Source organism: Novosphingobium panipatense (assembly GCF_900182875.1).
In the GTDB taxonomy this organism is placed as follows: Bacteria; Pseudomonadota; Alphaproteobacteria; order Sphingomonadales; family Sphingomonadaceae; genus Novosphingobium; species Novosphingobium panipatense.
This window is the reverse complement of sequence record NZ_FXUI01000006.1, coordinates 1-20,772: the sequence shown is the minus strand read 5'-3', so window position 1 is coordinate 20,772 and position 20,772 is coordinate 1. Positions and strand designations below refer to the sequence as shown.

Here is a 20,772-nt window from a genome sequence, read left to right as displayed (position 1 = left end):
CTCTCGCTCGTGAGAGTGGTTCCTGTCAATCATCGGCCGAAGCGGTCGAGGGGTGCGGCTCCTCTGCGGCTCTGTACGAATGTCGGCCTACCCCGACATGAGCTGCGCGGCCTGATGAATAGCCTTTCAATTGGTCAACCACTCATCCGCGCCGGCGCTCTACCCTAAAGAATGCGACCAGCCGGAAAGCATCCCTAAGGTATAATGGCGAGGATGCTCAACCTCGCCTAAGTTCCTGCGCGAGTTTGCAGATATACCAGGAACGATCGTCTTGAGGAATCTTGGGAAGAGCATCACGAACAGGTTGCTGCCTCGGGGCCTCGATACGCGCCTGCGCAGTGAACTGCAGTACCGCCGTCTGGTCCAGGCGTTCCCGACCGCCGCGCGGCGCCACCATGGCCTTGCCGGCGAACTGGTCGTCTCGCTCACCTCCTACCCGGTGCGGTACGCCACGCTCCACCTTACCCTCAAAAGCCTCCTGCGCCAGCAGACCGTGCCTGACAGGATCGTGTTGTGGATCGCGGACGGCGATGTTGCGGCTTTGCCCCGGGCGACGCGCGCGCTGTTTGCCCAGGGCATCGAACTCAGGATCGTGCGCGATGTCCGCAGCTACAAGAAGCTGGTCTTCGCCTTGTCCGCCTTTCCGCGCGCCTTCATCGCCACCGCTGACGATGATGTCTTCTATCCGCCCGAGTGGCTGACCGCACTGGTGGAAGGGCAGTATGGCAGCGAACCGGTAATCAGTTGCCATCGTGCCCACCGCCTCAGAGAGCAGGGACCCGGCGCACTTGTGCCCTACCACGAATGGGAATGGGACGTTCAGGATGCCGAAGCGCGCGACGCCAGCGTCGATCTGATGCCCACCGGCATCGGCGGCGTCCTCTACTCGCCACAAGCCCTGCACCCGGACGCCGCAAATCAGGAACTGTTCGCCCGTTACGCCCCTTCGGCGGATGACCTGTGGTTTTACTGGTGTGCCCGGCGGGCCGGAACCCGCCATCGAAAGGTTGGTGGCCTTTTCGACCAGACCGCATGGCCCTCCTCCCAGAGCGAGCGCCTCTACGATCAAAACCGCACCGACAACGACCTTCAGATCGCCGCCCTCGTGCAGGATTTCGGCAATCCGCTGCGCATGCCGATGGCAGCCCCGCGCGAGGCGCTATCGGTGCTCTGACTTTGCCCGCAAGAGGCGGTGAGATAGCTATTTATGGTCATTGCTTGCCATCAGGCGGTCCGCTTTACCGTGAGTTTGTTCAGGAATGGGATCTTCGTGTGACGTCTGTTTGTGTCGTCATTCCATTGCACAACAAGGGCCGGCATATCGCCCGCGCCCTTGACTCCGTGCAGCGCCAGACGGTCACTCCGGCCGAGGTCATCGTTGTCGACGATGCGTCCACGGACGATGGTCCCCAGATCGCACGCAGCTATCCCGGAGTACAGGTTCTGGAGCGGCAGGCGCCTGGGCCGGGAGGATACGCGGCGCGCAATCTGGCGATCCGCTCTGCGAAATCCGATTACATCGCCTTCCTTGATGCCGATGACGCGTGGGAGGACGGTCACCTTGCCGCCCTGACCGGCATGATTTCGAGCGCACCCGCCGATACCGTGCTGTTCGGAACGGGGTACGACGAGATCCATCCCGGAGACCTCGTGAGCGCCGATGTGTACCGGCGATCAGGCGGCGGAGATCGCCTGCTCCCCTTCGCGGGCTTCGTCCGCGTCTGGTTGGATTGCGGCGAATGCCCGGTCTGGACATCCGCCATCGCTGCAAAACGATCGGCCCTGATCGAGGCGGGCCTCTTTCCAGCGGAACGGTGCCGGCGGGGTGGCGACAAGGATCTCTGGCTGAGACTGGCGCGGCTGGGCACGACGCGGGTGACGCCGGCGCGCTCCGCGATCTACTTCAAGAACTCCCAGAACATGGTGACCTCACTGTCTCACGACAACGTCTGCCACTGCATGGTGCACACCATCCTTGCGATGGTGGACAGCGAACCTCGATCGACGCGAACACTGCTCATGCGCCTCGCCAATCGGGAAACCTTCCAATACGCCCTCCGGACGGCCAAGACGCAGCGGGTGCGACATGCCAGCTGGAAGCACTTCCGGCCGTGGTACAATCCTTTGCAGTTCGCGCTCCTGCTCGGCCTCTCCTCCCCCTTCAGGTACCCGATGGCGCAGGCCGGGGTCCGCCTGAAGAAGCTTCTGGCCTGACCGCATGACACCTGACCGGAGACCAAGGATTCATCTGGTGAATCCAATGCTGAACCCGTCCGGCGGCAGCGAATGGCGAACCGTCAGCCTCTATCGACAGCTTCAGTCCGCCGCCGAAGTGCGGATCTGGCACTTTCGGGGCGCACCTTCAGAGGCCTTCTCCGGGTTCGACCTTACTCGGATCGATACCCTGCGGTTGGCCTTCCCGCGCGGAGGCACCCTGGTATTCGTGGGAGTGTACTTCAACATCAGCCACTGGATCAGGCTGGCTCGACCGGCGCGGGTGATCCTGACCTACAACACGCCCGATGCGGAGCGGCTGACCGCGCGGGTCGATCTCATTCGCCGTACCTGCGGCCTCGAGCCGGAAATAGTGTTCTGCTCGAAGGAACTGGCAAGCCAGGTGCCGTTTCGCGGAACTGTGGAGCCGTCTCTGGTTGACCTCGACGCCTTCACGCCGGCCGATCGCTCGGGAAGGACCACCTTTCGTGTCGGCCGCCTCAGCCGCGATGCTCCGGAGAAGCATCATCCCGAAGACATGCGGCTTTATGAGAGGCTGGCGGAACAAGGCTGCGAAGTGGACGTGCTGGGCGCCACAAGCGAAATGCAGGCGAATGCCCCCGGACCGGGCCTGATCCATATGCGGCCTCTCGGCAGTTGCGCCGCACCGGCGTTTCTGCACGACCTAGACTGCTTTTTTTACCGCACATCTCCGCAGTGGGCTGAACCCTGGGGCCGGGTCATCATCGAAGCAATGGCAAGCGGCCTCCCGGTCGTGACCGATCGCACGTCCGGCGCGTCATCGGTGATCGAGCACGGTCGAAACGGGCTGCTCTTCGACACAACGGAGGAGGCATTCGATCTCATCATGAAACTGGCCCGCGATCCAGCGCTGCGCCGATCGCTTGGGCAGGCGGGGCGGGTCACGGCCGAGGATCTGTTGAGCGCCGATGTCCGCGCCCGCCTAGAGGCCTTCTACCTAGATCCGGCCGCACCGTCCCGATCGCAACCTTGAGGAGCCCGATGTGCAATATCGCTCGTTCGCGGACCTGGCAGAAACCGTGTTCTTCCACGCCGGCGCCATTCCTGATGACGTCGACCTCGTCGTAGGCGTGCCTCGTAGCGGGCTTCTTCCCGCCAATCTGCTGGCGCTGCAGTTGCACAAGCCCCTGCTCGATCTGGAAAGCTACCTGCAAGGGCGAACGCCGACCGTCGGCCGCACGGCACGCCAGACCATACAGACGGCACGGCCCCGCCGCGTGCTGATCGTGGACGACAGCATCGCGTCCGGGGAGTCGATGCGAGCTGTCCGCGACCGCGTCCGAGCGGCTGCTCCCGATGTTCCCGCAGTCTATCTCGCCGTCTACGGGACACGGGCTGCTCACGCCGAAGTCGACCTCGTCTTCGAAGCCGTGGCATCACCCCGCATCTTCGAATGGAACCTGATGCGTCACAAACGCCTTGCGGATTCCTGCTTCGATATCGACGGCGTCCTTTGCCACGATCCCGCCCATGACCAGAACGACGACGGCGAGCGCTACCGCAGCTTCCTGCTGACCGCCAAGCCGCTGCTGCGGGCTAATGTGCCGATCAAGCATCTCGTGACGAGCCGACTCGAGAAGTACCGCCCCGAGACGGAACGCTGGCTGATGGCACACGGCATCCGGTACGAGCATCTCTGGATGCTGGATCTGCCTTCCGCAGAGGAACGCCGGCGACAACGCGCCCATGCTCGCTTCAAAGCCTCGGTCTACATCAGGACAGGCGCGTGCCTATTCGTCGAGAGCGAGGACAGGCAGGCACAGGAAATCGCCGAGTTGAGCAGGCGGCCTGTCCTCAGCATCGAGGGGCAGCGCATGGTCTGGCCGGATCAGGCCTCCGCCGCCCGGCGCAGCTACGTCAGGCGCCACGAGACGAACGGCGCTACCGCCAAACGCCTGGTCCGCAATGTCGTCTCGGGCGTCTTCGGCGAACAGACGATCGCGAGAATCAAACGCACGTTGAACCGCCCCGTGTGAGGGAGGCCTGTTTTCTGGAGATCCCATGCCCCACGTGTCCGTCATCATGCCCTGCTTCAATGCCGCGCCGTTTATGGACCGCGCGATCGGCAGCCTGCGCCAACAGAGTCTGCAGGACTGGGAGTTGCTCGCGGTCGATGACTGTTCCACGGATGATACCCTGGCCCGCCTGCAGGAATGGTCTCGCCGGGATCCACGCATACGGGTTCTGCAAACAAACGAGAACGGCGGCCCCAGCGTTGCACGCAATCTGGGGTGCCTGAAAAGCCGTGGTGACTGGCTGGCGATCCTCGATGCGGACGATGCGTTCAAGCCCGAACGCCTGGCCGTGCTCTCGAGCCTCGGAGACGAGCACGAGGCCGACCTCGTTTTCGATGGTCTGATCTACTACGACGATCAGGGCGGCCGCGAAACAGGATGCTCCTTCGATGAAACGGGGCTTTCTGCCGTAACCATCAGTGATCTTCTTCACGCCGAAAGACCTGGTTCCCCTCTGAAGTTCGGATTTCTCAAGCCGATGATGCGGCGCAGCTTTCTTGCAGCCAAGGGTTTGCGGTATTCCGAGAACCTGCGGTTTGCAGAAGATTTCGATCTCTACGCCCGCTGTCTTCTTGCGGGTGGGCGCGCAATTCTGAACCGGAGGCCCTACTACATCTACACCACGCAGGTTGGCCAGGTGAGCGGCTTGCGCTCGCAGGGCACCCGGACCCGCTTCACGCCCCAAACCCGCGTCGACATCATGGATGGTCTGATCTCGGACTTTGGACCACAGGCCAGCGGGACCACCATGGTTGCCTTGCGTCAGGCGCGGGCGTGGCAGCTTCTCTATGCCGAAGCGCACCGGCTGGGAGAGCTACGGCGCAAGGGGCAATGGCGCCAGTTCGCTTCCCTCTCTGCCCGCCACCCCCAGGCACTGTGGCGCTTCGTATCCCGTTCACGGTGGTTCCGCGTAAAGGGCGGCGGCAACAACTCCGCCGCTGGAATTTAAGGGAAGATGCGCCTTTTCTGATCGCGCAAGGCAGCAGGTCAGACTCCCGCGACGGTCCGCGCAGCCCCCTGGCTCATTCACGGCTTCCTGTACGTTCGCGTCTATCGCTCCTGCGGTGGGCGCGGCGTAGGAGCGGCATGACAGCCATCCGATGGGAACAGCTCACCATCAACATGTCAGATGGTGAAGGCGCCTCTGTGCCCGCTCCCTTCAGCGGCGTTCATGACCGGATGAATTACGCTTGCCGACTGACGCTTTCGCTATTAAGAGGCAGTCGCAACAACAGCCGACATCGTACGGCCGGGGGGAAATATGGCGCAGCACATGACAGAGCTGGCAAGCTCCGCAGGCTTTCTGCGGAACGTCTTTTCGGGCGAGGCTCCGACAACTCCGGACGACTTCAAGCCGCGCCTGCTCACCACCTAGCAAGCATCCATGCGCGTGCATCCCAAGCCTGATTGACAAAACGCGCTTTCCAGCACGCTGCCCAGACAGCTCGCGCAGCGGTCATCAGTACCCGCGTCGAATTCTTCATTCACTTAGCAAGCCAAGCAAAAACAAGGGGGATTCTTGTGCCAAGTAGCCGCAGCCGCCATTCACGTCCCGCAGTCCGTCCAGCTTACCTGGCTCTTGCCTGCGTCGGCTTCGCAGCCTCACCTGTCGCTGCTCAGGACAAGGCCGAGGACCAGACGCCGTCGCTTGGTGGGGTCACAGTATCCGACACCGTGATCGAAGAGCAGCCCTACAAGGTGGATCGAGCCGATTCACCGAAGTATACCGCTCCCCTCCTCGACACTCCGAAGTCAATCGTGGTCCTGCCCTCCGAAGTTATCCGTGAAAGCGGCTCGACCAGCTTCGTGGAAGCGCTTCGCATGGTCCCGGGCATCACCTTCGGCGCCGGCGAAGGGGGCAACCCGCAGGGCGACCGCCCCTTCATCCGCGGCTTCGACGCACAAGGCAGCACCTTCATCGACGGGGTCCGCAGTGTCGGCGGACAGTCGCGAGAGATTTTCGCGATTGAACAGATTGAGGTCGTGAAAGGCAGCGATTCCACCATGGGCGGACGCGGCAGCGCAGGCGGCAGCATAAACCTCGTCAGCAAGATGCCGCACCTCGGCACCGATGCGCGCGCTGACCTGAGCTACGGCACCGATGATTACAAGCGTGCCACTATCGACGCGAACTACCAGGTGAGTGAGGTTGCCGCGATCCGCCTCAACGCAATGTGGCATGATGCGGACGTGGCCGAGCGCGACGTCGTCACTTACAACCGGTGGGGTATCTCCCCGTCCGTCGCTCTTGGCCTTGGGACGTCTACGCGCGCCTATGTCAACTTCTATCACCTTGAAAGCGACGACATTCCGGATCCTGGCATTCCGTTTGAGCGCGCTGCGGGCCAGGTGACATCGACCGACCTGCTGGACATCCATCCTGCCGACGTTCCGCGCGACACCTTCTACGGCCTTGCCGACCGCGACTTCCGCAAAACAAACGTGGACGAACTCCTGCTGCGCGCAGAGCATGATCTTGCTGACACGGTGAAGCTTCGTGGGACAGCAAAGTACGCCAACGTCAAGCAATCCTACATCATCACGCAGCCTGACGACAGCCAGGGTAACGTTCAGAACGGACGTGTCTGGCGGCGCGTGAATACGCGCTGGAGCAACGTCGACTCCATGGTCGGGCAGATCGACCTGTCCGGAACCTTCGCCACCGGCAGCCTTGAACACGCCTTCTCCGTTGGCGCAGAAGCGAGCTGGGAGCAGTCAAAGCGTGGCTCCTACAACGTCAACACCAACGTGACCACCAGCAACGCCCTGCGCTGCGGTGCCGCGAACCAGGCCGCGTACAACTGCACCACGCTCATCAACCCAAATCCGTACGATCCGTGGCAGAATGTCCAGGTGAACGGCAGCATCGTTCCTGTTGCGCGCAACCCGATCAATGCGAAGACCGAGGCGACCACCTACTCCCTCTACGCCCTTGACACGATCACGCTGACCGATTCCCTGCTGCTCAATCTCGGCATCCGGCAGGACTGGTACGAAACCTCCGCAACGACGATCCCGACAACCGCGACCAGCCCGGTGCTGACGCGCAAGGATGACTTCCTCAATTACCAGGCTGGGCTGATCTTCAAGCCCGCCGCGAATGGAAGCATCTACGTCTCCTACGCCAAGTCGACGACGCCTCCGGGCAGCATGGTCGGCGAAGGCAGTGAAGGCAACGCTATCGGACTTGCCACGCTTGACGATCTCAAGGCGGAGAACACCAAATCCTACGAGATCGGAACGAAGTGGGAGTTCCTTGATGCCGCGCTTGGTCTGACCTTTGCGGCCTTCCGCACCGAAACGAAGAACGCGCGCACCAACGGGCCTGACAACATCCCGCTCTATGTCGGTGAGCGGCGGATACAGGGCTTCGAAGCCGGCTTCAATGGCAGGCCGCTTCCGTTCTGGAGCATCTTCGGCGGCTACACCTACATGGATTCCGAAGTCCGCAGCATCGGTACGGTCACTCCGACCACGGCTTTCGGCATCGGCAAGCCGTTCCCCAACACGCCCAAGCACAGCTTCACGGCATGGACGACCTTCGACATCGCCGAGCGATTCCAGATCGGCGGCGGCGCGATCTACAACTCGAAGCAGTACGGCAGCTTCGGCAACGTTAACATCGGTGGCAGCAACTACACGATCGAACGGTCGATTCCGGGCTACTGGCGCTTCGACGCAACCGCGTCCGCAAGGCTGACGGAGAATATCGACGTGCGCGTCAACGTCCAAAACCTGACGAACAAGCGCTATTACGATCGCACCTACACCACTCACTTCGCAACCATAGCGCCCGGCCGCTCGGCGTTCGCAACGGTTTCGCTGAAGTACTGACAGCACCGATGCCGGCTTCCGGCACCGGGACCTGGCGCGGCGCAAGGCGTTGCGCCAGGTTCGCAGCTTTGCATAGCAGCGATGGTCACGCATAAGCCCGTGTATGACATCGCCCGACACGCCGCCCCGCCCCGCACAGTCCCGCCGGAACAAGTCGTTTGAAGCCACACATCAAGCGCTGATCGAAGCCTCGGTACGGCTTATTTCCGAGAAGGGGGTTGAGACGCTCACCGTTGCCGGACTGGCGCGGGCCGTCGGCATGAACCGGGCGACGGTGTACTACCACTTCGCCACCCGCGAAGCCTTGCTGGAGGCCGTGAGCGCATGGTCGTCCCAGCAACTGACTCGTGGCTTCAAAGGCGAGGGCAACCAGCAGGACCGCATCGACTTCGTCGCGCGGTTCGTCCTGGAGAATCCCGATCTCATCAAGCTGTGGATCGAACAGTTCATAGCGCCGGGCAATATTCGGGACCGGTACCCGAAGTGGGACGACTTCATCGCGGCAAACAAGGACATGCTGCGGGACACCGCCGGTCTCGACGTGGAGGTCTATTGCACCTTCCTCCTCGCCGGGGCGATAATTGGCCCCCACGTGTTCCGGAACAGCGTGCGCCCGGACCTTCCGGAAGACGAGATTGTGGTCCGTTTCCGCGCTGAACAGCAACGTATGCTGAAAAGGGACGGCCTGTTCTCGAGCTCCTGACTTCCAACACCACTGTTGGAAGTTTGTCGATGGCGGCTACACTGCCGGCGACACAAGACAGGATTCGCTCCGTGAACGACGTCGCTTCCACTTTCAAACGCATCCCTGCAGAGGATCTTGCCTGGCTCGGCACGAACCCTGTTCCCACAAAACCCTACTATGATCCCGCATACTTCGAACTCGAACGCCAGTCGGTGTTCCTGAAAAGCTGGATCCATGTCGCTCACCTGTGTGAAGTGCCGGAGCCCGGCAGCTTCATCCGGTGCGACCTCGAGTTTGCGCGCGCATCCCTGCTCATTGTCCGCGGACGGGATGATCGGGTTCGTGCGTTTCACAACGTCTGCCCTCATAGAGGCACGCAATTGGTCGACGAGGCGGCGGGCCGACAGTCGAAGTTCAGCTGTCCGTATCACATGTGGACCTTTGGAACCGACGGAGCTCTGCTTTCCGCCCCCGACTTCGACGCCTTCCACGTCGATAAGGCGGACTGCTCGCTCGTAAGCGTTCGACTGGAAGAGTGCGGCGGCCTCCTCTTCGTCAACTTCGACCAGGACTCACCGCCGCTGCGGGACTGGCTTGGCGCCTATGCGGAACGGCTGGAGCAGATGCCCGTCGCCCGGGCAACGACCTTCGCGCAGTACTCCTATGACATCGCCGCCAACTGGAAGCTGACCTACGACAACTTCCAGGAAAACTATCACCTTCGTTTCATTCACCCCCGTTCGGGCGGGGCGGGCATCGGTGGCGACAACCAGTTCGGCTATCCGGCCACCATGGGCTTTGAAGGGCCGCACCGGACTCAGCGGATATGGTCCAATCCCGCGCCCGACCTTAAGCCATTCCAGCGCGCGGCAGCCATGCGCGGCATACCGCCGTTGGCGGAGCAAGGGCTGCTCGACCTTCCCTACGGGCGTGATTACCTGGCCTTCTTCCCGAACCTCTTCCTCATAGGGACGCCGACACAGCCGTTCTCGCACACCGTCTACCCCATCTCCGCCGACCGTTCGCGCGGTGTGGTGCGGGTGTACTGGGTCGGGGAAGACCGCGATGCCAGCCATCGCTTCGCTCGCGAATACTCGGTGGCGCAGATCCGCGACATCCATTGCGAGGATATCGCCATGATCGAACGTGGCCAGAACGGACTGGCAAGCGGCGCGCTGAAGCACATGCACTTCCAGAGCATGGAAGCCCTTTGCCGTCACTTGTTCAACGAAGTGGATTCACGGGTGCAGGAACACGCTCGTAAAATGGGAGACGTGCTGTGAGCGGTGCGCCCCCCCTGCTTCCGGCCGGCTTCGGAGACCTTGAACCTTTCGTTTCCCGATGGGCGGTCGACGGGACCGCAAGGCGTGCCGCGTTGCGCAGCGCGTCCACGGTGGCAGAACGCGAGGCATTCTTTGCGGCTGCCGGCCCACGCCTTGACGACGCCCTTGCCAGCCTGGATGCGAAGGCGTTCGCAGCCTACTCTCCGGCAGACCAGCGCCTGATGGACCTCATGCTTTCGCTGGCACACGTAGCCCTCGCCGTCGAGATACAGGGGCCGGATGAGGTGAGAAGCGCCCCCTGGCGTGATCGCATGCGCATCGATCGCTCCACCGCGGACGAAGGGGTACGCCCATGTTCGAACTGAAGGGCAAGACCGTGCTCATCACGGGCGGGGGCGGCGGCATTGGCGGGGGGATGGCGCACGCTTTTGCGGAACGTGGCGCAAATATCGTGCTCGCCGATATAAATGTTTCCTATGCCCAGGAAGAAGCGGCGAAGCTGCCGGACGGCACGGTGGTGCAGACCGTTTCGCTGGACGTTGCCTCCTTGGACAGCTGGATGAAAGCCTCCGAACACGTTCTCGCCCGGTTCGGAACTGTCGATGTGCTATGCAACAACGCCGGCGTCTCTACCGGTTTCATGCCCCTTGTCGATGTGCCGCCTGAACTGTTCGAGCGGGTCATGGCCGTGAACGTCACAGGCGTGTTCAACGGCATAAAGACGTTTGCACCGTCCATGATCGCGCGGCGACGCGGCTATATCGTGAACACCTCTTCCATGAACGGCCTGAATCCGTTCGGGAGCTTCGCGGCCTACTCCGGAAGCAAGTTTGCCGTGCTCGGCATGTCCGATGCTCTGCGAGAGGAACTGGCTCCTTTCGGCGTAGGGGTGTCGACACTTTTCCCCGGCCTCACACGGAGCCGGATGTCTCAGAATGATGCCGGGAAGGCGGCTGAAGTGGACCCTGCGCGGCTGGCGGCCATCCAGGCGAACATGATGGATCCCGTGTGGCTAGGGCGGGCCGTTGTTCACGCGGTGGAACATGGCGAACCTTACATCGTCACGCATCCAGGCTATCGCGCCACCCTCGCGGAACGCCACGACAGGATCATGGCAGCTTTTGGCGAACCTGCTCAGCCCGGCTACAGCGTCAGCGGATCGGCGACGCTCCGGTAACAGGCGGCAGGTCTACCCGGCCTGAGGCAGCCGCGACAACCAGTCTTGCGGGGAGAGATCGTGCGTAGCGGCTGTCTCGGCGCCCATACTTGCCTCCATGATGCCCAAGGCCCAGTTCTTCCGCTCTTCCGATACCGCGGCAACCACGTCCTTGGGCACCCACAGGTCATACTCGCGCATGTGAGCGTCAGCGGCCGTGAACAGAACGCAGATATCGGCGGCTATTCCGCTGAGTATGAGCCGAGACACCCCGAGCTTCGGCAGAAGCACCGGCAGGTTCGTTGAATAGAACCCGGAAAACTGCGGTTTTATGATGAAGAAATCATCGTCCCGTGGCTGCAGCATTTCTGCAACCGGGTTCTTTCTGGCCATCGCGCGCTCGACGAGGCGGGAGCGTTCGGAGTGCCACTCCCCGAAGTTGTCGTTCACGTATATGACCGGCCAGCCAAGCCGCTCCACCTTCTCGCGCAGCGACAGTATCGCTCGAGCCGCGTCCAGCGCGGGAGGCAGAAGGTCTTCGGCACCTTCGAAATCGAAGCAATTCATCATGTCGATGATGAGGAGCGCAGCCCGGTCCGCCTTTGGAGCGGCCTCGTCGTCCGTCTCGATCAGACCCTCGCCCATCATCATGCGCCCGGGTCGAAGTCGTCGTCATCTTCCACAAGCGACTCAATGGATTCATCATCGTCTTCCGCGTCGATGTATTCCAACGGATTGAGGCCCAGATCAGCCGCGACTTCCAGCTCGGTCGCCACGACCACGACCTCTTCCCCATCTTCCAGTTCGATCACGGTCGTCTCCGGCTCTTCGCCCGCGGAAAGATGCACCACATCCTCGGGATCAATCACGACGTCTTCGCCATCCGGTGTTTCAAATGTCGCCCTGGGCATTCATCTGTTCCTCTGTTGATCTGTTCCCATGGTGGAGAGCCCCTCGAACGCACTTGCCTCGTCACTCGTTCCTGCCCGGCAAACAACATGAGCCACGATGCCGCCAGCGCAGGGCCGGGCTTCTGCTTCATCTCTGTGACTGGAACCGCATCCCCCTCCCTCTCGTTCATTGTCCAGGCAAGACAAAGGAGCGAGCCATGCCAGGCGGCGGTGAATATGAGCCCATGGACTCCCGGAAGGTCACCGGTCAGAAAGGCGATCCTGAAAAATCCTGGAGAGAGCAGGAAGATCCCCGCGACGGACGGGGGGAGTACGAGCCTCGTGACCACCGCAACGTGACCGGCCAGAAAGGGGAAGAAGACGATCGCTGGCGGAAGGCCGATCCTGACCCGCCGAAGGCCGACGAGTAAACCTTAAAGCCCCCAAGATCCGGTTGCCGGGAAGCGGCCACAACATCAACAGCGGAAAGCCCGTGAATGCCTGACAGTGAGGATGAGCGGGCTGCCAGCGCTGCCCTGGACGAGCGTGAGGTCGAAGACGTCGAAACTCGGCGAGCAGGGTCCAGCAAGGTCGTTCATGAAGTGGTTCGCCTGCAGGGCGAGGGGGAGTTGCGCCGCCCGGCGGTGGCTCTTCTCCTTTCCAGCCTTGCGGCCGGCCTTGCCATGTCCCTCTCGCTCATGTGCGAGCTGTTCCTGCGCAGCCACTTGCCCGACACCGACTGGTCCCCCCTCGTCTACTATCTCGGCTATCCGATCGGCTACATCATCGTCATCATGGGCCGGCTCCAGCTCTTCACTGAAAGCACAGTCACGGCCGTCCTGCCGGTCGCCAGTTCACCTTCCTGGGCCGGGCTGTTCCGGCTTGGCCGACTATGGTCCTGCGTGATCCTGGGCAATCTTGTCGGGGTCACCCTGGTAAGCGCACTCATGGCTTCGGAGACGATCATCACACACGAACAACGGGTGGTCGCCCTCGATGTCCTCAGCAAGCTGGAAGTACAACACTGGAGCAGAACACTCACACTGGGCATTCCCGCCGGCTTCATCATGGCCTCCATTGCCTGGCTGCTTCCCAATGCTCGGGAAAGCGAGTTCTGGGTCATTGCCCTGCTCACCTATGTCATCGCCTTGGGCGGTTTTTCCCACGTCGTCACCGGTTCGTCGCAGGCAAGTTTCCTTTGGCTGAGCGGCGTCCTCAGTTTCAAGGAAGCCTGGGCCGAGTTTACCCTCCCTGCTCTAGCCGGCAACGTCATCGGCGGAACGGGCCTGTTTGCCGTGCTCGCGCATGGACAGACGCGGAGCGACTTTGCACCGGACGAACCTGACTGAAGGGCAGATCAACAGCTGCCTGCCCGACCGTCCTGCCGGCCATAGGACGAAGGGCGGGTTCGGTTTGACGGCGAGAAGGACCGCCGCTACCTCCCCGCCGATGATCGCGCTTCTTTCACCTGCAAAAACGCTCGACTTCGAGCGTACGATACCGCCACTCGATGCCACGACGCCGCACTTCGCCGAAGAAGCGTCAAGCCTCGCCAGATCGGCATCTCACCTGAGCCAGAAGCGCTTGGCCGAGTTGATGCACATTTCTCCCAAACTTGCGAAGCTCAATGCCGATCGCTTTCGCGACTTCCCCGATCTGCCTCAACGGCAGGCCCTCTTTGCGTTCGCGGGCGACGTGTACTCGGGGTTCGATGTCGATACTCTGGAGGAGGGCGGCATTCTGTTCGCGCAGAACCATCTGCGCATGCTGTCGGGCCTCTATGGCCTGCTTCGTCCTCTCGACGCCATTCGCCCCTACCGGCTGGAAATGGGCACCCGGTGGGCACCGCGTCACAAGTCGCTGACCGACTGGTGGGGTGACCGCATCGCTGAACGGCTGCGGCTGGAGGTTGCAGCCGAAGGATCCGGAGTCATCCTCAACCTCGCAAGCCAGGAATACTTCGCTGCCGTGAAGGGCAAGCTGAATGGCATACGCGTGATCGAGGTGGAATTCCGCGAGCCGGGGCCAAACGGTCCGCGCTTCGTCAGCTTCAACGCCAAGCGTGCGCGTGGCATGATGGCCCGGTGGTTGTGCGAGCATCATATCAACGATGTAGAGGCCATGCAGGGGTTCGACAGCGATGGCTACCGCTTTGATCCGGTCGAAAGTGAACCCGACCGCTGGCGCTTTCTGCGATCGTGAGCCGGAAGAACCAGGCCGCTGTCATCGTCGGCGCCTCGGGAGGCATCGGCGCCGCCTTGGAGACAGCCTTGATCGAGGAAGGCGCTTTCGACGTGGTTCACGGATTCGCTCGTTCGCGACGGGGCGCCCAGCACCTTGACCTTCTTCAAGAGGACAGCATTGCGGCCGCCGCAGCCCATGTTGCACAGGGACCTCCCGTAACCATGGTAATGGTAGCGACCGGGCTCCTGCACTTGAGCCCCAGGGGGCCGGAGAAAGCCTTACGCGAACTGGATCGGGATTGGATGGCTGAGTGCTATGCAGTGAATGGCATCGGCCCTGCCCTCGTAGCGAAGCATTTTCTTCCGATCATGCCCCAATCGCAGCGAACGGTCTTCGCCGCCCTGTCTGCGCGAGTCGGATCGATCAGCGACAATAGCCTGGGAGGGTGGCACGCTTACCGCGCATCGAAGGCGGCTCTGAACATGCTTATGCGCAATGTCGCTATTGAGGTGAGACGGCGGAACGATCGCGCAATAGTGGTAACGCTACACCCCGGCACAGTCGACACAGCTCTCTCAAAGCCATTTCAGGGCAACGTGCCGGCAGGCCGGCTACTCGATCGCGAAAGAGCGGCGCTGCAACTGCTGGACGTCATCGATGAACTGAAAGTATCCGACAGCGGCAAGCTACTCGATTACGAGGGCAAGGAAATCCAGTTCTAGCCCCGGCGCGCAGCGATACAGAAGTGGCGCGGGCTAAGTTCGTGCTGCCTCGGATCGGAAGCAGAACCGACGTGGGATCTGGCCATACAGCCCATCCCACGTCTCGCGAAGGCGATCAGCCGTTCAGCTTGTCCTTGATTGCCTTGGCGGGCGTGAACGCCAGCTTGCGAGCAGCCTTGATCGTCATCGTCTCACCGGTTGCGGGATTGCGGCCTTCGCGTTCCGGCGTGTCCTTGACCTTGAACTTGCCAAAGCCGTTCAGCGAGATTTCCTCGCCCTTAGCGGCTGCATCACCAATGGCGGTGAACACGGCATCAACCACCTTGCGCGCGTCTGCCTTCGTCAGACCAGCGCCTGCGGCGATGGTGTCTGCCAGATCATTGTTGTTCATGTTTTCTCCTATCCACCTCAATTGATATGCAAAGCCCTACCCCGCCGCACGGTCAAGTGCAAAGGCGCAAAACCCAGCGCGACGGGATAGACGATTTCCTGATCCAGTAAATGCCCCTGAGATTACCGCCTATGCAGATTTCTGGGTCCGGGCCATGCGCCCGGATGCCGAAGAACGCCGCTTCGCCGCTGCCTTCCCGGTCTGCGCCCCTTCGGCATTCTCTCCTGCATCGGTCTCAGCAGCGTCGCTCTGTTCGACAGCAGCGTCTGCGGCTTGATCTTTGCCGCCCTCCCGCCCGAAGATACCCAGCTTTCCGCGCCGCGTTCGGCCGGTGGCTACCCCGCTTTCATCCTGCACAGCGGCATCTTCGGCCTGGCCGGCGTCTGCATCCACGTTCGAAATCTTCGGCTTTGCGTCGGCCTTCTTGCGGGCCTGCGCCTTGCGGGCGGGGGTCTTTGCCGCAGCCTTGGTCGTAACCTCCGCTTCCGAGCTCTCCTGATTCGGAGACACGGCCTCTTCGACCTGGCTGTCGTTCGTCACCGCGGACTTCCCCGAAGATTTCGCCTTGGCCCCACCACGCGACGGTTTCGCCGCTGCCTTCGGCTTCACGGCTGCCGTGCTGCCCGCTTGTGAAGTGTCGCCGTTCTCGCTTTTGCCGGCAGTTGCCGCGTCAGCACCAGCTGTCGCGGCTTCCGGCGCAGGCTGCTCGCTTTGCGTGTTGCGACTGCGCCGACTGCCGAGCCCGATCTTCTCGGCAATTTCACGCCGCTTTGCCGCGAAGCTGGGCGCCACCATCGGATAGGATGCAGGCAGGTTGTAGCGCGCCCTGTAACTGTCCGGCGTTAATCCATGTCCTGCAAGATGCCGCTTCAACGTCTTATAGGGGCGGCCATCGATAAGACTGATGATGTGCTCAGGAGAAGACAGACTTTTCCGAACGGATACAGCAGGAGTATACTCCTGATCTTCGGATTCATTTGCTGGTATTTCAGGCTCTGCCGTCAATGCTTCACGTGTCGACCGAATCAGGCCAGCGAGGTCTTCGGACGCTACAGTGTTGTTGGCGAGATAAGCGCTCAGAAGCTGAACTGTGAGTGCAGTGACATCACTGGATTTCTCGTTTTCGGACATTTCGGGCGCTTCTCCGGAAAGGACTTCCTACGGCAGAGCGGATCAACGATTTCGCTCTGTCTCTACTAAAGCACAGAAGTTGACGTTTATCGAGCGTCTTATAGTCATCGTCAGATTCCGTTTACGGAACAGCCCAAACCGCATCGGTCGATCGCGCTGTTTGCTACTGCGTCTGCTGCGGAGTACTTGCAGCCGCTTGCCAACGACGTCGTTCTCCACGAAGGATTGGACGCACTATCAGGCTATATCTGAGAGAAGCTCCTCGGCCTTCGACAAGCGAGTGTCTGCATCTGCAAAGTCCCCCTTGCAGAGATAACGCTCGCTGGATTTCTCCAGTCCCAGACGCTTGAGCGCCTTTGCCTGGCCCTTGCGCGGCGTCAGAGCGATCGCTGCCGGCCCGGCATCGAGGCGCAGGATCGACGCGGCCCGCGCAAGCACCTTCAGGCGAGCGATCGTCAGCAGCCTGCCGGCATCTTCGGGCATCGTGCCGAAGCGGTCCACAAGCTCACGTTCGAACGCTTCAAGGCTTGCGAGATCAGGGAGTCGGGAAAGCCGCGCGTAGAGGGTGAGCCGAAGATCATCTTCCGCCACCCACTCCGGCGGCAGTCGCCCCTCCACGCCCAGGTTGAGTTCAGGATTCCAGTCGTCCGCCTGCTCTCCTCGAGCACGGGCGATGGCCTTTTCAAGCAGGTGCCGATAGAGATCGACACCGATCAGCTTTGCATGTCCCGCCTGCTCCTCGCCCAGCAGGTCGCCGGCTCCGCGCATGTCGAGATCGCGTGCGCTTATGGCGAAGCCTGCTCCCAGTCTGTCCATCGCGGACAGGGTCTTGAGGCGCGAGAGCGTGCGTGGCGCCACTTGCGCTTCAGGGTCGGTCAGCAACAGGATGTGCCCTCTGCGGCTCCCACGACCCACCCGCCCGCGCAGTTGGTGAAGCTGGGAGAGCCCGAACATGTCAGCGCGCCAGACCAGCATCGTATTGGCGCGAGGAACATCCAGGCCGGCTTCGATGATGTTGGTCGCCAACAGCACGTCGCCCTCCCCATCGGCGAAGCGGACCATCGTCTCGTCCAGTTCGGCCGCAGGAATTTTCCCATGCGCCAGGACCGTATGCAATTCGGGAACCAGGCGACGCAGCCGATCAGCGAGCGGGTCGATGTCCTCGATACGCGGGACGACGACAAAGCTTTGCCCGCCCCGGCTTCGCTCGCGAAGCAAGGCTGCGCGCACGCGAGCTTCGTCGAACGGCTCGACCGTCGTGCGGATCGGCTGGCGGCGGTCCGGCGGCGTGGCGATGACCGTCAACTGCTGAAGCCCTACCAGAGCTGCCTGCAAGGTGCGCGGGATCGGCGTTGCGCTGAGGGTCAGAACGTGATCGGTGCCCAGCGCCGCCAGCTTCTTCTTCTCGGCCACTCCGAAGCGCTGCTCTTCGTCGATGATCACAAGGCCGAGGTCGGCATAGGCGACACCTTTGCCGCCGATGGCGCTTGTCCCGATCACGATATCGATCGACCCGTCGGCCAGACCCGCCTTCACGGCCGTGCGCTCGGCGGTGGTGGAAAGACGTGAAAGGCCCGCGACATTCACTCCCAGCCCCTTGAAACGCCGCCGGAAGGTTTCCAGGTGCTGCCGGACCAGAACCGTCGTAGGGGCTGCCAGAGCAACCTGCTTGCCGGAAAAAACAGCCATGGCCGCAGCGCGAAGGGCGACCTCGGTCTTGCCGTATCCCACATCACCCACGATCAAACGGTCCATTGGATGGCCTGACTGAAGGTCCCCCTGCACGGCCATGATCGCGCGCAACTGATCGGCCGTTTCGGCGAAGGGGAAGCGGTCCGCAAAGCGCTCGTACCGGGTCATGTCCGGCCGCATGACGGCCGCCGTTCTCGTGGCACGCTCAGCGGCGAGGCGGCTCAGATCGCGAGCGGTCTGTGCTACTGCGGTCTCGACCTCCTCGCGCCGCTCCTGCCAGCTCGAACCGTCGAGCCGGTCGAGCGTCACGGCGCTCTCTTCGCCGCCATAACGCCAGATGCGATCCGCCTGAAGGACAGGTACAAGCCGCCGCCCCCCCGCCGCGAAGCGTAGCAACAGCGCGTCTCCGCCTTCCGGGGAGGGCTCGAGGCCCTCGACCACGCAAATGCCGTGGTCGGCGTGAACGACAACGTCGCCCCGCGCCAGCTCACCTGACAGGAAGGGATTGATCTCGCTACGCTGACTACCCGCCTCCTTCCGGTGCGCACGACTTCCCAGAAGATCCGTCGCACTCACCGCGAGCAAGGTTCCGAAGCGAAAGCCACGAACGACAGGCATGGCCAAAGCCATGGCCTTCCCGCCCCCGGGCTCCAGGGCTTCGGCCCAGCTTTGCACCTCGACAATCTCGCACTTCAGAGCCTTTCCCACACGCGGAAGAAGGAATCGGATGTCGCGCTGCGTGCCCAGAAGCAGGAGGTTACCCTCGTCGAGAGCCGCTTTCGCTTCCTGTACGAACGCGCGGACAGGGTGCGCCTTCTCCGTGAACTTCGTCGGCGGAGAACCCAGCGGCCCGGAGGCTTCCAGCACAGCGTGCTGCTCAAGGCTGCGTTGATAGCGCTGCTCTTCGCACATCGACCTCGTGGCTCTGCCGGGAGAGGTGGACGCCATTTCCGCCGCAAGCTCAAGAAGCACGCGTCGACGTTTGTCCGCCCCTGCCTCGATTACGATGCGAGCGCCCGGTACATGGTCGAAAAGAGGAACCCCGTCTTCGCTGACCGGCTCGGAGGCCCGCCCGACTTCAATGCGATCGCATTCCGCAACCGTCAGTTGCGAAACCGGGTCGAAGGTCCGCAGCGAAGCGATCCGGCCGTCCGCGATCTCCATACGGCACGGGTTTTCTGCGTCGGCAGGGTAGACGTCGACGATCTGCCCGTGGACCGCGTATTCTCCAGGTTCGTCCACTCGTTCGTCCGCGATGTAGCCCACGCCCTCCAACGTCTCCGCGAGTGATTGAAGATCGACGACATCACCGCAGGAGAATACGGGCGGGGCGACATCCAGGCAATGAGGCGGCGGGTACAGGCGGGCACAGCCTTCGCCCGTGGTCACCAGGGCGAGAGCGGCCCGGTTGGGCTCTGCCTGAGCAAGTCGAAGCCGTCGCAAGGCACTGGTTCGTTGACCGGCGTTCGCAGCAGAGGCCGGCGCGTTGTCTCCCGGAAGAGCATCGCTGCCTGGGCAGAACAGGACGAGTGAACTGCCGGCTCCCGCCTGAAGCGCGTTGGCGATCTCCCGGGCACGGTGGTCGTTCTTCGCGACGACGATGATGTCGCCGGTCGCCAATTCGCTCAGGAGCACGGCCACGAGTTCCGCTGTGTTTTCCGGCGATCGATGATCAGGGGCGATGGCGCTTGAGCGCGGATTGATGTTGGAGCCCATGCGCCACGAACTCGATCTATGGTCCCTTGTTCCGGGCAGGGCTCCACATCTGCGCGAGTTTAAAGGCATGCAAGGCGGAACACCAAATCGCTGATCGAGTTCTTCCAGCCATGAAAAAGGAAGACAGTGCCCTCGGCAAGTTGCTGGACAACATCGAGAAGCTTGCGAAGGAAGACAGGAAGGTCACCATCGGCCAGATCGTCGAAGTTCTCGGCGGCCGCAGTTATGGTCCCTTTCTCCTCTTCCCCGCGCTGCTCGAAATGTCACCAATCGGAGGGATACCTGGTTTACCGACCGCCTTGGCGGCGATCATTATCGTCTTTGCCGCGCAGATCGCGATCGGCAAGGAACACATGTGGTTGCCGCAGTTCATCAAGAAGCGGCAGATCTCGTGCGACCGCATCCTGAAGGCGTTGCCTTCGCTGCGCAAGATGGCACGGTTTCTCGATCGGTGGTTCCATGGACGGCTTGAGAGCCTGACCAGGGGTATCTGGTTGCGAGTGGCGGCGCTGTGCGTCATTTGCTTGGCTCTTACCGTTCCGCCGCTTGAACTCCTGCCCTTCGCCAGCACGGCGCCCATGGCGGCGATCGCGGCATTCGGGCTTGCGCTGCTGGTTGGCGACGGTCTCCTCATGGCCCTTGCGTTCGTCGCTGCCGGCCTTGCGCTTGCGATCGGCGTGGGCGTGGTCGGGAAATAAGCTCCCCTCCTCCCGCCGACCCTTAGACCCCATGACTGCCAGAGCCTCGGAGGCTCGAATCTGAGATGCTGATGATGGATTTGTCAGCAGCGGAGACGAGTCATGACGGAGACGGTGAA

Annotated in this window: 20 protein-coding genes; 15 read left to right on the top strand and 5 right to left on the bottom strand. The window is 62.2% G+C overall.

Annotated features, from left to right (window positions below; translation table 11 throughout):
- Positions 1 to 271 precede the first annotated feature (271 nt).
- The 10 genes from QOL62_RS11015 to QOL62_RS10970 all read left to right on the top strand — a co-directional run bounded on the left by QOL62_RS11015 (position 272) and on the right by QOL62_RS10970 (position 11,250).
- Positions 272 to 1,174: a glycosyltransferase family protein gene (locus tag QOL62_RS11015; RefSeq protein ID WP_283406263.1), complete on the top strand. Its 903-nt coding sequence runs from the start codon at positions 272 to 274 to the stop codon at positions 1,172 to 1,174.
- Positions 1,175 to 1,272: 98 nt separating this feature from the next.
- Positions 1,273 to 2,214 carry a glycosyltransferase family 2 protein gene (locus tag QOL62_RS11010; protein ID WP_283406262.1) on the top strand — a complete coding sequence of 314 codons (942 nt, stop codon included), beginning with the start codon at positions 1,273 to 1,275 and terminating at the stop codon, positions 2,212 to 2,214.
- A gap of 46 nt (positions 2,215 to 2,260) precedes the next feature.
- On the top strand, positions 2,261 to 3,229 hold the full coding sequence (locus QOL62_RS11005; protein ID WP_283406421.1) for a glycosyltransferase family 4 protein: 969 nt from the start codon (positions 2,261 to 2,263) through the stop codon (positions 3,227 to 3,229).
- 10 nt (positions 3,230 to 3,239) lie between these two features.
- Positions 3,240 to 4,232 carry a phosphoribosyltransferase gene (locus tag QOL62_RS11000; RefSeq protein WP_283406261.1) on the top strand — a complete coding sequence of 331 codons (993 nt, stop codon included), beginning with the start codon at positions 3,240 to 3,242 and terminating at the stop codon, positions 4,230 to 4,232.
- A gap of 25 nt (positions 4,233 to 4,257) precedes the next feature.
- Positions 4,258 to 5,220, top strand: coding sequence for a glycosyltransferase family 2 protein (locus QOL62_RS10995; protein WP_283406260.1), 963 nt, complete (start codon positions 4,258 to 4,260; stop codon positions 5,218 to 5,220).
- Positions 5,221 to 5,792: 572 nt separating this feature from the next.
- Positions 5,793 to 8,105 (top strand): TonB-dependent receptor, encoded by a 2,313-nt coding sequence (locus QOL62_RS10990; protein ID WP_283406259.1) that lies wholly within the window; start codon positions 5,793 to 5,795, stop codon positions 8,103 to 8,105.
- Between the two features lie 103 nt (positions 8,106 to 8,208).
- Entirely contained in the window at positions 8,209 to 8,808 is a 600-nt protein-coding gene (locus tag QOL62_RS10985) for a TetR/AcrR family transcriptional regulator (protein WP_283406258.1), read from the top strand.
- A gap of 71 nt (positions 8,809 to 8,879) precedes the next feature.
- On the top strand, positions 8,880 to 10,073 hold the full coding sequence (locus QOL62_RS10980; RefSeq protein WP_283406257.1) for an aromatic ring-hydroxylating oxygenase subunit alpha: 1,194 nt from the start codon (positions 8,880 to 8,882) through the stop codon (positions 10,071 to 10,073).
- Complete coding sequence (locus QOL62_RS10975) at positions 10,070 to 10,438, top strand: hypothetical protein (RefSeq protein WP_283406256.1); 369 nt, start codon at positions 10,070 to 10,072, stop codon at positions 10,436 to 10,438. Before QOL62_RS10980 ends, QOL62_RS10975 begins: the two co-directional genes overlap by 4 nt.
- Complete coding sequence (locus QOL62_RS10970; protein WP_283406255.1) at positions 10,426 to 11,250, top strand: SDR family NAD(P)-dependent oxidoreductase; 825 nt, start codon at positions 10,426 to 10,428, stop codon at positions 11,248 to 11,250. Before QOL62_RS10975 ends, QOL62_RS10970 begins: the two co-directional genes overlap by 13 nt.
- Positions 11,251 to 11,262: 12 nt before the next feature.
- On the opposite strand, the gene QOL62_RS10965 is transcribed toward QOL62_RS10970, so the two are convergent.
- Entirely contained in the window at positions 11,263 to 11,880 is a 618-nt protein-coding gene (locus QOL62_RS10965; protein ID WP_283406254.1) for a cysteine hydrolase family protein, read from the bottom strand.
- Entirely contained in the window at positions 11,877 to 12,140 is a 264-nt protein-coding gene (locus QOL62_RS10960) for a hypothetical protein (protein ID WP_103729480.1), read from the bottom strand. Before QOL62_RS10960 ends, QOL62_RS10965 begins: the two co-directional genes overlap by 4 nt.
- Before the next feature lie 197 nt (positions 12,141 to 12,337).
- Between QOL62_RS10960 and QOL62_RS10955 the strand changes: the two genes are divergently transcribed.
- The 4 genes from QOL62_RS10955 (at position 12,338) to QOL62_RS10940 (ending at position 15,025) form a co-directional block, all read left to right on the top strand.
- Complete coding sequence (locus tag QOL62_RS10955; RefSeq protein WP_103729481.1) at positions 12,338 to 12,550, top strand: hypothetical protein; 213 nt, start codon at positions 12,338 to 12,340, stop codon at positions 12,548 to 12,550.
- Positions 12,551 to 12,616: 66 nt separating this feature from the next.
- Positions 12,617 to 13,468: a formate/nitrite transporter family protein gene (locus QOL62_RS10950; protein WP_283406253.1), complete on the top strand. Its 852-nt coding sequence runs from the start codon at positions 12,617 to 12,619 to the stop codon at positions 13,466 to 13,468.
- A 100-nt stretch (positions 13,469 to 13,568) separates the two neighbouring features.
- The gene (yaaA, locus tag QOL62_RS10945; RefSeq protein ID WP_283406252.1) at positions 13,569 to 14,321 is read left to right on the top strand and encodes a peroxide stress protein YaaA; all 753 of its coding nucleotides are present in this window, start codon (positions 13,569 to 13,571) and stop codon (positions 14,319 to 14,321) included.
- Entirely contained in the window at positions 14,318 to 15,025 is a 708-nt protein-coding gene (locus QOL62_RS10940) for an SDR family NAD(P)-dependent oxidoreductase (protein ID WP_283406251.1), read from the top strand. Before yaaA ends, QOL62_RS10940 begins: the two co-directional genes overlap by 4 nt.
- Positions 15,026 to 15,140: 115 nt before the next feature.
- Here QOL62_RS10940 and QOL62_RS10935 read toward each other — a convergent pair whose 3' ends face one another.
- The 3 genes from QOL62_RS10935 to QOL62_RS10925 form a co-directional block, all read right to left on the bottom strand.
- Complete coding sequence (locus tag QOL62_RS10935; RefSeq protein WP_103729485.1) at positions 15,141 to 15,416, bottom strand: HU family DNA-binding protein; 276 nt, start codon at positions 15,414 to 15,416, stop codon at positions 15,141 to 15,143.
- A gap of 129 nt (positions 15,417 to 15,545) precedes the next feature.
- Positions 15,546 to 16,547, bottom strand: a complete 1,002-nt coding sequence (locus QOL62_RS10930; RefSeq protein WP_283406250.1) for a Ros/MucR family transcriptional regulator — start codon at positions 16,545 to 16,547, stop codon at positions 15,546 to 15,548.
- Between the two features lie 237 nt (positions 16,548 to 16,784).
- Positions 16,785 to 19,955 carry a helicase-related protein gene (locus tag QOL62_RS10925; protein WP_283406249.1) on the bottom strand — a complete coding sequence of 1,057 codons (3,171 nt, stop codon included), beginning with the start codon at positions 19,953 to 19,955 and terminating at the stop codon, positions 16,785 to 16,787.
- A 110-nt stretch (positions 19,956 to 20,065) separates the two neighbouring features.
- On the opposite strand from QOL62_RS10925, the gene QOL62_RS10920 reads away from it, so the two are divergent.
- A complete protein-coding gene (locus tag QOL62_RS10920) occupies positions 20,066 to 20,653 on the top strand; it encodes an exopolysaccharide biosynthesis protein (protein ID WP_103729488.1) in 588 nt (195 codons plus the stop codon).
- Positions 20,654 to 20,772: the final 119 nt, after the last annotated feature.

Coding starts and splice junctions, on each gene's coding strand:
- QOL62_RS11005 (WP_283406421.1), top strand. CDS start 2,261: ATGCTGAACCCGTCCGGCGGCAGCGAATGGCGAACCGTCAGCCTCTAT.
- QOL62_RS10995 (WP_283406260.1), top strand. CDS start 4,258: ATGCCCCACGTGTCCGTCATCATGCCCTGCTTCAATGCCGCGCCGTTT.
- QOL62_RS10985 (WP_283406258.1), top strand. CDS start 8,209: ATGACATCGCCCGACACGCCGCCCCGCCCCGCACAGTCCCGCCGGAAC.
- QOL62_RS10970 (WP_283406255.1), top strand. CDS start 10,426: ATGTTCGAACTGAAGGGCAAGACCGTGCTCATCACGGGCGGGGGCGGC.
- QOL62_RS10965 (WP_283406254.1), bottom strand. CDS start 11,880: ATGATGATGGGCGAGGGTCTGATCGAGACGGACGACGAGGCCGCTCCA.
- QOL62_RS10960 (WP_103729480.1), bottom strand. CDS start 12,140: ATGCCCAGGGCGACATTTGAAACACCGGATGGCGAAGACGTCGTGATT.
- QOL62_RS10955 (WP_103729481.1), top strand. CDS start 12,338: ATGCCAGGCGGCGGTGAATATGAGCCCATGGACTCCCGGAAGGTCACC.
- QOL62_RS10950 (WP_283406253.1), top strand. CDS start 12,617: ATGCCTGACAGTGAGGATGAGCGGGCTGCCAGCGCTGCCCTGGACGAG.
- yaaA (WP_283406252.1), top strand. CDS start 13,569: ATGATCGCGCTTCTTTCACCTGCAAAAACGCTCGACTTCGAGCGTACG.
- QOL62_RS10935 (WP_103729485.1), bottom strand. CDS start 15,416: ATGAACAACAATGATCTGGCAGACACCATCGCCGCAGGCGCTGGTCTG.
- QOL62_RS10930 (WP_283406250.1), bottom strand. CDS start 16,547: ATGTCCGAAAACGAGAAATCCAGTGATGTCACTGCACTCACAGTTCAG.
- QOL62_RS10925 (WP_283406249.1), bottom strand. CDS start 19,955: ATGGGCTCCAACATCAATCCGCGCTCAAGCGCCATCGCCCCTGATCAT.
- QOL62_RS10920 (WP_103729488.1), top strand. CDS start 20,066: ATGAAAAAGGAAGACAGTGCCCTCGGCAAGTTGCTGGACAACATCGAG.